This window comes from Coraliomargarita algicola, from assembly GCF_033878955.1.
In the GTDB taxonomy this organism is placed as follows: Bacteria; Verrucomicrobiota; Verrucomicrobiia; order Opitutales; family Coraliomargaritaceae; genus Thalassobacterium; species Thalassobacterium algicola.
The window spans coordinates 236,624-251,887 of record NZ_CP138858.1; the positions used below are offsets into that span (position 1 = coordinate 236,624).

General features: G+C 53.6%; 8 protein-coding genes. All 8 read left to right on the forward strand.

The features are described from left to right. The first annotated feature begins 18 nt into the window (after window positions 1-18). The 8 genes from SH580_RS00870 (at window position 19) to SH580_RS00905 (ending at window position 15,097) form a co-directional block, all read left to right on the forward strand. Window positions 19-1,353, forward strand: coding sequence for an alpha-L-fucosidase (locus SH580_RS00870; RefSeq protein ID WP_319833115.1), 1,335 nt, complete (start codon window positions 19-21; stop codon window positions 1,351-1,353). Between the two features lie 214 nt (window positions 1,354-1,567). After that, window positions 1,568-2,590 carry a PEP-CTERM sorting domain-containing protein gene (locus SH580_RS00875; RefSeq protein ID WP_319833116.1) on the forward strand — a complete coding sequence of 341 codons (1,023 nt, stop codon included), beginning with the start codon at window positions 1,568-1,570 and terminating at the stop codon, window positions 2,588-2,590. Between the two features lie 257 nt (window positions 2,591-2,847). After that, window positions 2,848-4,662 (forward strand): sulfatase-like hydrolase/transferase, encoded by a 1,815-nt coding sequence (locus SH580_RS00880; protein ID WP_319833117.1) that lies wholly within the window; start codon window positions 2,848-2,850, stop codon window positions 4,660-4,662. Further along, window positions 4,646-7,741, forward strand: coding sequence for an alpha-L-fucosidase (locus SH580_RS00885; RefSeq protein WP_319833118.1), 3,096 nt, complete (start codon window positions 4,646-4,648; stop codon window positions 7,739-7,741). Before SH580_RS00880 ends, SH580_RS00885 begins: the two co-directional genes overlap by 17 nt. A gap of 99 nt (window positions 7,742-7,840) precedes the next feature. After that, window positions 7,841-9,331 (forward strand): sulfatase family protein, encoded by a 1,491-nt coding sequence (locus SH580_RS00890; protein WP_319833119.1) that lies wholly within the window; start codon window positions 7,841-7,843, stop codon window positions 9,329-9,331. Between the two features lie 63 nt (window positions 9,332-9,394). Next, window positions 9,395-11,164, forward strand: a complete 1,770-nt coding sequence (locus tag SH580_RS00895; protein WP_319833120.1) for a family 78 glycoside hydrolase catalytic domain — start codon at window positions 9,395-9,397, stop codon at window positions 11,162-11,164. A 2-nt stretch (window positions 11,165-11,166) separates the two neighbouring features. Beyond that, window positions 11,167-13,566, forward strand: coding sequence for a glycoside hydrolase family 95 protein (locus SH580_RS00900; RefSeq protein ID WP_319833121.1), 2,400 nt, complete (start codon window positions 11,167-11,169; stop codon window positions 13,564-13,566). A 7-nt stretch (window positions 13,567-13,573) separates the two neighbouring features. After that, window positions 13,574-15,097 carry a sulfatase gene (locus SH580_RS00905; protein WP_319833122.1) on the forward strand — a complete coding sequence of 508 codons (1,524 nt, stop codon included), beginning with the start codon at window positions 13,574-13,576 and terminating at the stop codon, window positions 15,095-15,097. Window positions 15,098-15,264 lie beyond the last annotated feature (167 nt).

The following is a 15,264-nucleotide window of genomic DNA, read 5'->3' on the forward strand; positions in this document are numbered from 1 at the left end:
ATGAATACCTCTAAGAAAATGATGACAAAAAAAATACGCACCCTGGGTCTGTTACTCGCTCTATCAAGCCTGGCTCCTTTGGCCGAAGCCAATAAGCCGGACAGCATCGGCCCGCTTTTAAACGATCCCGCACGCGAGGCCGAATTTATGGATTGGGGGCTGGGCATGTTTGTGCACTGGTCGCACGACGCACAACTCGGCTCAGTGATCAGCCACTCCATGGTTGGGGCGTCGGACAAGTATCTGGATCGCATGATCGATGAGTTACCCAAGTCGTTTAACCCCCAAAAGTATCATCCCGAGGAATGGATGGAGGTCGCGAAGATCGCCGGTGCCAAATATATGGTTTTCACGACCAAGCACCATAATGGCTTCTGCATGTGGGACACCCAGACGACGGACTTTAACGTAATGAACACTCCCTATGGCAAAGACATCGTTAAGGACTATGTCGATGCCTGTCGGGCCGCAGGCCTCAAGGTCGGCTTGTATTTCTCGCCTGAAGATTTTCTCTATCTGCGTGGAGTGGGGGAGACCATTCGTCGCGTTGGCACGAGTGGCAAAGAGAAAGAGGGCTTGACCGCGTATAATATTCGTCAGCTCGACGAGCTATTCGAGAACTACGGCGAGATCGATATGATCTTCTTTGATGGGCGCGATCAGTCCCCGTTAGTGCAATACATCCACCAAAAATATCCTAAGACTATTGTGACACGCGGTGAGATGACGACCCCCGAGCAGCATCTGCCTAAAACACCTTTGCCCGGACCCTGGGAGTCCTGCTTCACGCTGGGCAGCCAATGGCAGTTCAAACCGACCAATGAACGCTACAAGTCCGGCACGCAGTTGATCAATATGCTGATCGAAACCCGCGCAAAAGGTGGCAATCTCTTGATCAATATGGGACCAGAACCGTCGGGCGCGATCCCCTTTGAACAGGAGCGCACCTTCCGCGAGCTGGGCTTGTGGATGTTTATCAACGATGAGGCGATCCACGACATCCGTCCCGGCACAGTAATCGGTGAAGAGGGCGTCTGGTATACACAGTCCAAAGACGGTAAATCAGTGTATGTGTTCTTAACCCAATTCACGGGCAAGAATGCATGGAAGTTTGGTCAGCGCAAAAACATCGTGCTCAAAGAGCTGAAAGCGACAGCCGACACGCAAATCTCGGTGATGGGGCAAAACGATAAGGTGGTGGAATACCAACCCAAGGCCGTGCCGACCTCGAGATTCAAGCAGTTGCCCGAAGGCCTGGAAATTTCCGTCGTGCGCGCACAGCGTATTTATAACGACAAGAAATGGCCCAACACGGTCGTGGTGAAACTCGAGAATGTTGAGTTTGTGAAATGATTCATTAACCGCCTGCCACTGGAGGTTCCGCCTTGTCGCTGAGTGCTGCTAGTTTTGTCCAAGATGGGTAGTGATCAAACGATCACTGGTAATATGGCCCATAGGCATCGGTGGCGACCTATGGCATAATGTTAATGCTATTAACTAATCCTACTCATCAATACGTAAGTAACCATTATTTTCCATATTTCGAAAACACTAATAAAATACACCTATGAAAAAAACAGCCCTACTCACTACCACAGCCGCACTTGCTTGTGCGAATTTCGCCTACTCAGTTTCCTTTGACAACGACGGCGGAGACAACTTATGGAGCACTGCGACCAACTGGAATCCTGATGGCGTGCCAGTATTAGCCACCGATATCACAAATTATACGACAAATGATGTCACTGTGAACATTTCCGGTGCAGTCGCTGACACATATTGGCTTCGCAATAACACCTTGACGGTCACCACTGGTGGTAATTTGGCGATTACCAATTCAGTCAGACTGGCGCATGGCGGTGGCGGCTCTAGTGCACAGACTTTGATTGTCGAGGGTAATGGCGTCTTCAGTGCGGGGACTATAGCTTTTGACACTGCTGGCAGCAACGACACGGTCTCAAGAATTACGGTTTCTGACACTGCCAGTTTCACTGTCAACGGGAACATTAACCAAACCGATGCTGAAGGTACTCTAAACTATAATCAAACGGGCGGCACGGTTGATATTGGTGCTAACTTTAATGTCGGCACCAAGGGCTCGAGCACTAACAAGAATTATGAAGTCAATGTATCCGGAACGAGTATCCTTGGATATGATACGGCTAATTTCGGAACGCTCGCGTCGGCGAACGCCGATACGCTGATCAATTTGAGTGGCAGCAATTATGCCATTACAGCCGACACGGCAACGAATCTGGGAGCCGATGGCCAGACCACATTTGAGTTCGATATTTCGGGTATCGGCACATGGGATGCCCAGGCATTAACGATCGCTGGCGGGCATCAATTCACGATTGATTTGACCAATGCGGATCAAAGCGACCTTGGCGCAACATTTGAGCTTATCGGATTTACAACAATTGTTGGTTTTGATGCCGACAACTTTACCTTTGTCGGCAACCTTGATGCGGGCGCATATGCGTTTGTTGATGGTGACAGTATAAATATCGCATTAGTCCCCGAGCCCGGCACTTACGCGCTGCTGGCAGGCCTCACTGGCCTAGTCTTCGTGATGCTTCGTCGCCGCTAGGTTTTGCCGCACAAGTAATTTTTATATTAGGGGAACGGTCACCTTATAGATAGGGGAGTGATCGTTTGAGTCCGGCATGCTGATCCAGTGTGCCGGACTTTTTTTTGTGCCAATACTCTGAATTTGGTTAAATGACCGATAGCGGAATGTTGGATATTGTGTGATAGTGTATCAGACTTCCCAAATAAATACCCTGTATGATAATTGTCCTTAAGAGTTTTAGGTCTGTGTTCGCTTGCTTCGCTATCGTCTGGAGCATGCTCGTTTTTAGCGATTCGCTGCTTACGAGGGCACATGCAGATAGTTCAGAGTTGCGACCGAATATTCTGTGGCTAACGAGCGAAGATAATAACATCGATTGGGTCGGATGCTATGGCAACCCGCAGGCCGATACGCCGCATATCGATGCCTTGGCTCGGGAGGGCTTTCGATACCAGCACGCCTATGCCAGCGCCCCGGTTTGTGCGCCATCGCGTGCCACTTGGATTACTGGTATTCATGCCCTCTCCATGGGCACACACCCGATGCGCAGTCGATATGATATTCCGCATGATCAAATCAGCTATTATCCCGACCTGCTCAAGGCGAACGGCTACACTGTCGGCAATTTTCAAAAGACCGACTATAACATAGGCGGGCGCAAGGATTCTGAGTGCTGGGATCGGCATGGCAGGGTTCAATGGAATCAGCTCAAAGCGAAACAGCCCTTTTTTCAGGTCATCAATTTCATGTCCTCACACGAAAGCCGTGCGCAAGGCTCGGTGGAGGGCACAAAACATGATCCGTCCGATGTTCACTTACGCGCCTATCATCCTGACTTGCCGGAAATTCGTAAAAACTACGCGAAGTATTACGATGCGGTCAAAAAAATGGATCGGGAAGTCGGCGCCGTCTTGAAGCAGCTCCAGGCGGCGGGACTCGCAGAGAATACGATCGTCATCTACAATTCCGATCACGGCGGCGTGCTTCCGCGCAGCAAGCGCTTCCTCTTTGATAGTGGCCTGCATTGTCCACTTGTGATCCGCATTCCGGAAAAGTTTAAATCACTCTGGCCGGCCGCACAACCAGGCATGCAAATCGACCGCCTCGTCAGCTTTGTCGATATGCCCAAAACATGGCTCAGCATCACTGGCTCCAAAGTCCCGGAAGTGATGCAAGGGTCTGTGTTTTTGGGTGCGGACACGGAGCCGGAGCCGGAATGCGTCTTTGCCTATCGTGGTCGCATGGGGGAGCGCTTTGATAATGCCCGTGCCGTTTGCGATAAACGCTATCTCTATATTCGAAACTACATGCCTTATGTGCCTTGGATGCAGTGCGCTGAGTATCCTTGGAAGATGAAAGCGTCGCAGGTATGGGAAGCACATGTTCAGGCGGGGGAGGCCAGTGAAGTGCAGTCGCGCTGGTTCGCGCCCAAGGGCTGTAAAGAAGAGTTGTATGATCTGCAAAACGATCCGGATAACGTCGAGAATCTCATCGCAGATCCAGCTCTGGGTGAGGTGGTCGATCGCATGCGAACCCGACTGCGCAGCTGGCAGGAAAGTATTCACGATGCCGCTCTACTGCCAGAAGCCGACATGGTGCAACGAGCCGCAAAACACGGCGTGACTATTTATGAGATGGTGCGCGATCCGCAGCTGTATGACCTGTCGGCTTTGCTCGACGCCGCGGACCTGGCATTGGAACAAAATGCTGACAATCTTCCACGTCTTCGGGCACTGCTCGATAGTGAGGATTCTGGGCTGCGCTATTGGGGTATTGTGGGTTGCTTCCTGCTCAATGATCAACAGGCCGGTCTCAAGTGCCTGAGGGATGAGTCGCGCGAAGTTCGTGCCATGGCGGCATGGATTTTGGTGAATACCGGCATGCCGGAACCGGGGCTCGAGTGTCTGCAAGGCATGCTCGTCGAGCAGAGCTATGCGACCCTCAAAATACTCAACGTCATCGATTGGATCGGAGAGGACGCGGCAGTGCTGCAATCGACCGTTCAGTCACTGAATGTGGAAGATTACGAAGCCCGCATCCGTAGCACCATTCCCGATAAACTTATTATAGAACATGAACATACCGATTAAAACCCTGGTCAGCATCAGTGCTGCCATTTTATTTAGCTCCCTTTCTACCTCGGCTGAAACGCCGACACTGCCTTACGATGGCAGTTGGGAGTCGTTACAACAAATGCCCGTGCCTGACTGGTTCGACGATGGTAAGATTGGCATCTTCATCCATTGGGGGCCGTATAGTGCGATCGGATATCGCAAAGGGGGGCGGGGCTATGCGGAGCATGTGCCGAAACTGATCTACGAAGATCCAAAGCATTATTACCCCTACTTGAAAGAACGTTGGGGCGCGACTCCGCCAGAGTTTGGCTACAAGGACATCATCCCCGAGTTTAAGGCGGAAAACTGGCAGCCGGAGCAATGGGCCGCCTTGTTTGAAGAAGTGGGCGCGAAATATGTCGTGTTGACCGCGGAGCACCATGATGGCTGGGCCAATTGGGACTCTGACCTGACACCGTGGAACGCGGTGGATAAGGGGCCCAAGCGTGACCTGGTGGGCGACCTGGGCAAAGCCCTTCGGGCGCGGGGATTGAAATATGCGCCTTCGTATCATCGCGAGCGTCATACGGGCTTCTTTGCGAAGGAGAAGTATGCCGTGCACAGTGAGCCGCGAGCGGATATCGTAGCGGAGATTCAGCGCGATCAGGAGGCCGCGATGCTCTACGGGCCTGAGTTTAGTTACAGCAAAGCCTATGTGGATGACTATGTGGCGCGTTGGAAAGAGATACAGACGAAGTATCAACCCGACATGCTCTGGGTGGATGATTTTCCGATTTACACCCGCGACGGTAATCGGGTTCGTCAGGGCAAGGCGAAGCCGGAGATCCAATATTTTGACGATCAGGTGCGTGGTATGATCACTGACTTTATGAATGATGGCGCGGTCCGTGGGCAGCCGGTCTATGTGAACAATAAGGGCGCGAATCGCAACTGGCCCGACGGCGTGGGTTGCCTGGAGAAGGATAACCTGAAGTTAGAGGTGATTGGTCCCAAGTGGCAGAGCTGCACGACCTTTGGCACTTCCTTCGGCTATCTGGAGGGGGATCGCTATAAAACCGTCGAAAGCGTCATTCACGAGATGATCGAAGTCATCAGCCGCAACGGAAATTTCTTGATTAACATCGGGCCCAAAGCGGACGGCACCATACCGGCCCCGCAAGTGGAGCGTCTGCAAGCGATGGGGGATTGGCTGCGGATCAATGCTGCGGCCATCTACGGTAGCCGTTACTGGAAAGTAAGTGATCAGGAGAACGAACACCTTGCGTTCACAACTAATGGCATGGCACTCTACGCCATCAAAATGGCTAAGCCCGAGCGCCCGTTTACTATCACTGCGACCGCGGGTTGGGACAAGGGCCAGGTGCAATCTGTTCGTCTGTTGGGCTCTCCGGCGGAGGTTAAATGGCAACTAACTCCGAAGGGGCTGGTGATCACGCCGCCAGCAAATCTTGGTCAGAGTCAACACGCATGGACCTTTGAGATTATGACGGATCGCGAGCAGCATGTGCCCAATGTGATCCAGCATGACGCCGACAAGGCATTCCAAGGCACAAAAGAGGTGGATCTGGACGGGCATGATTCAGTCCGTTCTCCGCGAGCCACAACACCCATGATCCAGGCACAGTCCGACGGCTCCTTCCACTTGGCGGCTTCTAAGAAACCCAACATCCTCTTCATCTTTTCGGATGATCAAATGTGGAACAGTCTTGGCTTTCTTGAAGATTGCCCGATCCAAACGCCGAATCTGGATCGCTTGAGGAATCAAGGCGCCTTGTTTTCGCATGCATATAACATGGGCTCCTTTACTCCGGCGGTTTGCGTTGCGAGTCGAACGATGCTCAACACCGGCAGTTTCGTCTGGCGAGCCGCTGCCTTTTCGCCTAAGGGCAACAATCATAAGGATCCCAATGCGCCGAAGAATGTGGCGAAGTATGTGGTTACTAAACGTAAACCCGAAGCACTTTGGTCCCAGTTCATGCAGCAGGCAGGTTACGAAACTTATTTTAGCGGGAAGTGGCATGTGGATGGATATCAGCCGCCATTTGACCATACCGCACATGTTCGCGGGGGCATGCCAAATCAATCCAAAGTGCGCTATGCGCGCACCTTTGCCGAGGGTGAGCCGGACACCTGGTCGCCCTATGATAAATCATTCGGCGGCTTCTGGAAGGGGGGCAAACACTGGAGTGAAGTGCTGGGCGATGACGGCGTGGCATTCCTGAGTCAGGCGAAGAAGAGTGATCAGCCGTTCTTCATGTATTTGGCCTTTAACGCGCCGCACGATCCACGTCAGGCGCCGAAGGAATTTGTTGATTTATATCCACTGGATTCGATTGAAGTGCCGGAAAACTTTATTCCAGAGTATCCATACAATGAATACGCAGGAGCCGGTCGTCGTTTGCGCGATGAGAGGCTGGCACCTTTCCCACGCACCGAGCGTTCGGTGAAAGTGAATCGTCAGGAATATTATGCGATCATCTCACACATGGATGCACAAATCGGGCGCATTCTTGATGCACTTGAAGCCAGTGGCAAAGCCGTCAATACCTACATCTTCTTTACCTCTGATCATGGTCTCGCGGTTGGTGATCACGGTTTCATCGGTAAGCAGAATATGTATGACAGCAGTATGCGCGTGCCGCTGCTGATGGCGGGGCCCGGAATCGAAGCGGGCAAGACGGTCGATGCGCCGGTCTATTTACAGGACGTTATGGCGACCTCACTCGAACTGGCTGGAGTTGCGAAGCCCGCGCAAGTCGATTTCAACAGCATGTTGCCCCTCGCTACCGGGAAAACCGATCAGAGCGCCTACGATGCGATCTACGGCGCATATTTCGGAACACAACGTATGTATCGCACGGATCGCTATAAAATGATCATTTATTCGACCGCGAATAGGGTGCGCTTATACGACATGCAAGCTGACTCTCTGGAGCAGCACGATCTGGCGCAAGGCAAGTCGCGTCCGGTCGAGTTGCTCAACGTGCTCTTCAGTCAATTTAAAGAGCTGCAAGCAGAGATGGACGATCCGATCGATGTCACTGAAGCCTTCAATAATTTTATGAACAATGTGCCACCTTCATCAGGTATATAATGGATACAGAGTTTTCGAATTCGTGCTAAGCTTCCTTTTTGATCTGAATGCACCTGTTTTGTCGTTAAAGTTCGTGCTCTGAAACCGGAGGATTATATTATGAAAATCTCGATTGCAATGACTGTAAAGGCCTGCGCGCTGCTTGCGCTGACGTCTTTAGTCTCCATAGCCGCCACTCAACCCAACATCGTGTTCATCTTTGCCGATGATATGGGCTACGGCGACGTGCAAGTGCTCAATCCTGAGCGCGGTAAGATCCCGACGCCGCATATAGATGCCTTGGCGCGCGATGGGATGATCTTTACCGACGCCCACACGAGCTCGTCGGTTTGCACGCCGAGTCGTTACAGTTTGATGACTGGGCGCTATAATTGGCGCACGACGCGTCAAGCCGGTGTCCTCGGAGGCTTCGGTAATCCGCTGATTCCGACCGGCCGTATGACCGTCGCCAGTTTGTTGAAAGCACAGGGCTATCGCACGGCGATGATCGGCAAATGGCACCTTGGTATGAACCTGCCTAAGGGGCAGGGTATGAACAATATCGATTGGTCTGGCACCATTACGGGCGGTCCCTTCGATCTCGGATTTGACTACTACTTTGGTATCTCGGCGTCGCTGGATATGCCTCCCTACATCTATATCGAGAACGACAAGTTTGTGGGTGAATGCACGACGACGAAAGCGTTCTTTCGCAAAGGGCCTGCGCATGAAGATTTCGAGGCGGTCAATGTGCTGGATGATCTAGCTGAGAAAGCGGTGGAGTTCATCGAAAAGCAGGAGGCATCAACGCCATTTTTTACTTACATTGCATTGCCGTCGCCGCATACACCGATTGTCCCGACGCCAGAATGGAAGGGCAAAAGTGAGCTTGGTGCCTATGGTGACTTCCAGATGCAAACGGATGCCTTTGTGGGGCAAATCGTGGCTGCCGTAGATGCGGGCGGATTCAGTCAGAATACGATCATCATCGTCTCCAGCGATAATGGTTGTTCCAAGGCTGCGGGGATCCCGGCACTTGAAGCGAAGGGGCATTTTCCCAGCGCGCAATTTCGAGGGTCGAAGTCTGACCTCTGGGATGGGGGGCACCGCGTGCCTTTTATCGTTCGCTGGCCTGCCATAGTCGAAGCGGGATCGCAGAGTGATGAGTTGATTTGCCTGACAGACTTTATGGCGACTTGCGCCGAACTAAGTGGCGGAGAACTGCCTGCCGATGCTGGCGAAGATAGCGTCAGTTTCTTGCCCGCACTCAAAGGAGACAGCATCGAATCAACACGTGCTGGCATTGTGCATCATTCCATCTCTGGTCATTTCGCGTATCGCATGGGGAAGTGGAAGCTCTTGCTGTCAAAAGGATCTGCGGGTTGGACGAGTCCGACTGAAAAGCAAATGCCCAAAGAGAGTCCCAACGCGCAGCTCTACGATCTAGGAGCTGATCCGGGTGAAACCACAAATCTGTATGAATCGCATCCCGAAGTCGCGGCAAGGCTACTCGCTCAGTTGGAGTCTGATGTGGCGCGCGGTCGTAGCACCGAGGGGCCTGCCGCTAAGAATGATACGAATCGGATTAATCTTTGGAAAATCACGAAATAGATACGATGAAAACACGAGTAAACCTTAACAGCTTTACTCGTGTTTTCTAAATAACTGATACAGATGAGACTACAGCTACTACGTTTTTTACTTATAAGCCTCTTGTGTGGCTCGATGCTGGATGCCGCGCCCACGCAGGTGGTGGATGAATCGCCGGTCGAGCTGCGTGAGCTGGAGGAGGGGGTGACTCTCGTTGATTTCGGGCGGGTTGCTTTTGGCAATTTACGCCTAGAGGCGAGGGCTAATGCCACAGTCACGGTTCATTTTGGCGAGGCAATCAAAGATGGTCGGGTGGATCGTCATCCACCGGGCACGGTGCGCTATCGAGCGGTCACGGTGGCTCTCGATGGTGGCAGCGCAAGTGTTGTGGCGCCGCCACGGGATCGGCGCAATACGCAGACCAATCATCCCAAAAATCCACCGGCGATTCTGACGCCTGCGGAATGGGGCGTGGTCTTGCCTTTTCGCTGGGTCGAGATCGACGGTTGGCCAGGTGAATTGCTGCCGCAGCAAATTGTGCGTCAAGCTGCGTTTGCGTCCACTTGGGATGATGCGGCCGCAGCATTCGAATCGTCCAATCCACTGCTGAATCAGGTCTGGGAATTATGCCGTTATTCCATCAAAGCGACGACCTTTGCGGGCGTGTATGTCGATGGCGACCGCGAGCGGATCCCCTACGAGGCGGATGCGTATCTAAATCAGCTCAGTCATTATTACACCGATAACGATATCCAGATGGCTCGCGACACCATTGACCATCTGTTGGAGCATGGAACCTGGCCCAGTGAGTGGGCGCCGCACATGGTCTTCATGGTCTACGCCGATTGGATGCACACGGGGGATACCCCATGGATGGCTGGGCGTTATGAAGCGTTGAAGTCGAAAACCTTGTCCGACCGGCGCGGGGAGGATGCATTGATCGCCAGTAATCGCGCGCAGATGACACGGACAGACATCGTAGACTGGCCGAAGGGGGAGCGTGATGGCTATGTCTTCACGGCTCGCAATACGGTGGTTAATGCCTTTCATTTGCAGGCGATCAAACGAATGGCCGAGCTGGCTCATGCGCTGAACAAGACGGCCGAGGCTCAAGCCTTTGAGGCCGACTTTGCCCGGGGCCGTGCCGCTTTTCAGCAGGTGTTTTTCGATGCGGACAAAGGCTTGTATCGTGACGGTATCCAGACGGATCATACGTCATTACACGCAAACTTATTTCCATTGGCCTTTGAGCTGGTTCCAGATGAAGCGCGCGAATCGCTGTCAGCGTGGTTGGCTGATCGCGGCATGCGATGCTCCGTATATGCGGCGCAGTATCTGATGGAGGGGCTGTTTGAAAATGGGGCGGGAGAGGCCGCGCTGGCTTTGATCTTGGCGGACAACGACCGCAGTTGGCGGCACATGCTTGAGAGTGGCACCACGATCACCTGGGAAGCCTGGGATCAAAAATACAAGCCCAATCAGGACTGGAACCATGCCTGGGGCGCGGCGCCCGCGAATCTATTGCCACGCTACATCCTCGGAGCCGAGCCCTTAACTCCTGGTTGGACGACGACTCGCATTCGTCCTCAGCTGGCAGGACTGACCGCGGCTAAAGGGAAGGTGCCGACTCCGCTGGGGCCGATCCTGATCGATTGGACCTATTCGGACAGCTTTACACTTTCGCTGACCATACCCGAAGGCATGCAGGCTCAGGTGGAACTGCCCCGACTCGGCAAGGCTTCGCGGGTCTTTCGCGATGGAGTGCGCATCAGAGCTGTGCCAAGCGAGGGGCCTTATCAATTCCATGTTCAGGGCCCGGCGCTGAGCACATTTAAAATCGAAACTACAAAATAACGATGAAACGGATTATTCAGTTCACATTTATTCAAGCAATCGCTCTCGGATTGAGCTCCTTTGGCGGGGACAGTGCCCTGTGCGCGGCACCGACAGGCGAGACTCAGTTAGAACTGTTCTACGAGCAACCAGCGGAGCAGTGGGTGGAGGCCTTACCGTTGGGCAATGGTCGGCTTGGTGCGATGGTGTTTGGTGGCACCGAGGAGGAGCGCATTCAGTTCAACGAAGCGACGCTCTATGCGGGCGGTCCTTACGATTATTCGCGGCCGGGGGCTTCGGATTATTTAGAGGAGATTCGCAGCTTACTTTTTGCCGGTGAGCAAAAGCAGGCCGAGCGCTTGGCGATGAAGGAGTTCATGAGCGATCCGATCAGCCAAGTGCCGTATCAGGCGTTTGCCGACCTGATCCTTCAGTTCCCGGGGCATGAGGCGGTGGAGGCCTATCGACGTGCGCTCGACATCCATGAAGCGGTGGCTACCACGCACTACACGGTGGATGGGGTGCGCTACACGCGCGAAGTTCTTGCGAGTTTCCCGGATCAAGTGATCGCCATTCGGATCACGGCCGACCACGCGGGCAAGGTCTCCTTTAACGCTGGATTCAAATCCGCACACCGTAACAGCACGGTCAATGGAGCGGGGGACCACGAGTTACGCTTGAGCGGTGTGTTGCCTGATACCTACGAAGATAAACGTAAGAAATTTATCATGGAGGTGGCGAATCCGTTGCGTTTTGAAGCACGTCTTCGAGTGCAAGCAGAGGGTGGCTCGGTTGCGGTGAAGGATGGCAGCTTATCGGTCAAAGCGGCCGATGCCGTGACGCTTCTGTTAACCGCGGCAACCAGTTTTAAGAACTTTGAGGACGTCAGCGGTGACCCTGCGGAAATTTGCGCTAACATCCTGTCGGCTGTCAGCGATCAGAATTGGGAGGCCTTGAAAGCCGCGCATGTTCAAGATTATCAGTCGCTCTTTGACCGCGTCTCGATCGACCTCGGGACGGGGGAGAACGAAGCGCTGCCTACAGAAGTTCGCTTGAAACGGGCACCTGAATCAGATGATCCGGGCTTAGTCGCCTTAGTCTTTCAATATGGGCGTTATCTGCTCATCGCCAGCAGTCGTCCGGGTGGCCAACCAGCGAACCTGCAAGGCATCTGGAATGATTCGAACAATCCGCCTTGGGGGAGTCGCTATACCGTGAATATCAATACCGAGATGAACTACTGGCCCGCCGAGATGGCGAACCTCGCGGAGTGTCACGAGCCGCTCTTGGACGCGATGCAGGAACTCGCGATTTCGGGCCAGCGAACCGCGAAGAATCTCTACAATGCGCGTGGTTGGGTGTTGCACCATAATTTCGATATTTGGCGCGGAACCGCTCCGATCAATGGCGCGAACCATGGGCTCTGGCCGACAGGGGGCGCGTGGCTGTGCCAACACCTGTGGTGGCATTATACCTTTAGCGAAGACCGTGCGTTTCTTGAGCGTGCCTATCCGGTGATGCGCGATGCGGCTTTGTTTTTTGTCGATTTTCTGGTCGAAGATCCACGCAATGACAAAGGCTGGCTGATCAGCACTCCGAGCCATTCGCCCGAAAACGGCGGGCTGGTTGCGGGGCCGACGATGGATCATCAAATCATTCGTAATCTGTTCAGCAACGTCATCGAGGCATCCGAGATCTTAGGTGAAGACACCGCCTTGCGCGCGCAACTCATCGAGATGCGCGCGCGCATTGTGCCGAACCAAATCGGTCGGCATGGGCAACTGCAGGAATGGCTGGAGGATAAGGATAATCCGAAGAGCAAACACCGTCACGTTTCCCATTTGTGGGGCCTGCATCCGGGCAACGAAATCAACTGGCGCGACACGCCGGAATTGTTCAATGCCGCCAAGCAGTCGCTCATTTTTCGTGGCGACGAGGCCACTGGTTGGAGCATGGGCTGGAAGGTTAATTTCTGGGCGCGCTTCCTTGATGGCGATCATGCCGTGCTGATCCTGCGTAATCTGATACGCCCCGCGCAGGGCAAAGGTATCAGTATGTCCAAAGGCGGCGGACTGTATCCCAACCTGTTTGACGCGCATCCTCCGTTCCAGATCGATGGCAATTTCGGCGCGACTGCGGGCATCATCGAAATGCTGCTGCAGAGTCATGTTAGAAACGAGGATGGCAGTTATCTGCTGCACTTACTACCGGCGTTGCCATCTGCATGGCCAGATGGATCGGTCACCGGTTTGCGGGCACGTGGTGGCTTCGAGGTCTCGTTGGAGTGGAAGGACGGACAGCTGGTTAAAGCCGAGATTCTTTCTCTGCTCGGTAATCCTGTCGTGGTCCAGAACGCAGACGGGAAGCAGACCGTTTTTGAACACACCACTGCCGGGCAAAACTATACTATTCAATCATTATAATCAGCATATGAAACGATCCTACCTTAAGTCGATTTGTCTATCTTGTTTCACGTTCGTGCTAGGCGTGTCGTCCGTATTTTCGACGACTATAAAACCGAACATTCTATTCATCATTATCGATGATATGGGCTGGAAAGATCTCAGTGTCGCCGGCAGCAGGTATTATGAGACGCCCCACATCGACGCTTTGGCGCGCGAGGGCCTGCGCTTCACCAATGCTCATTCCGCTGCGCCGACTTGCACGCCCTCCCGGGGCGCGATCTATTCGGGAAAATTTCCTGCCCGCACGAAGTTGACTGCTGTATTCAATGAGCACGAGGGGCCGGATGATCGTCTGTATGCGAAAAGTAAATACAGCGGCGAGCGCGATCAGACACTGGAAGCCTTGCATCGCCACGCGCTGCCTTCGGGGGAGTTTATCTTGCCGCAGGCACTTGCGGCCGGCGGCTACCGGACCGGCTTCTTTGGCAAATGGCATATCGGCGAATGCGCAAACTATCAGCCGGACGACCGTGGCTTCGATGTCGCGAAAGGCTACCGCACCTCTTACGTGCCCACCAGCAAGTCGGGGCATTGGATGAAGACTTTTCAGAAATATGGCGCGCAGCTTGAGGGGGTGGATCGCGATGCCTATGTGGCCGATGTGTTGACGGATGAGTGTATCGACTTCATTGCCTCCAATCAGGATCAGCCGTGGATGGCGGTGCTATCGCATTATCTCGTGCATACCCCCATTCAACCAAAGCCGGAGAAGTTGGCACATTATCATAACAAGGCCAAAACCGACCATGATAATCCCGGTTACGCTTCGATGGTTGAGTCGGTGGACGAGAGTGTCGGCCGCGTTCTGGATACACTGAAGCAGCTGAAGCTCGATGAGAATACGCTGGTGATTTTCACTTCGGACAATGGCGGCCTGACTTTGAAGAGCACTTCCAACTATCCCTTGATGGGCGGGAAGTCCTTTCCCTTTGAAGGCGCGACGAAGGTGCCCTTCATCGTGAAGTGGCCGGGGCACATTCAGCCCGGCATTTCGGACCAACGCATCGTGGGCACCGATATTTATCCGACGATGCTGAGCGCCGCGGGGCTGCCCTTGCGTCCGGAGCAACATGTGGACGGCGTTGATCTGATTCCCGTAATGACGGCGCATGCGAGCTTGGAGCCGCGGCCGATCATTGTGCACTATCCACATTATACGCACGCGACCGGACCGTTTTCTTCAATCACTTTGGGAGGCTGGAAGTTGATTCGCTTTTACAACGACGAGTTTGGCGCTTACTTGCTTTACGATCTGAACAACGATCCTTATGAGCGCGAGGACTTGGCGTCGACGCATCCTGAAAAGCTGGCGCAGCTGGCGGGGCAATTGGATCGTGCCTTGGTAGCGATGGAGGCCGAAATGCCGACGCCGAATCCGAACTATAAGCCGTCCAAGCGTGCCTTGAATCTAAAGACCACCCAAGCATTGGCCGATCGGGAATGGAAACGGTTTCAATCACGTGCCGATATGACGTCTGCCAGTGAATAAGCAGTCAGCTTTCAGTCTTATACTGGGGTGGGGTGCAATCAAATATGCGAGGTAAGCAAGCTGTTGGGAGTCCCGCCTTTAGGCGGTCGCGTATGGATAGCGTCTCTGATGCAGCCGCCTAAAGGCGGGACTCCGAACGTTAGAATAGTAAAAATTTTACCCTGTAG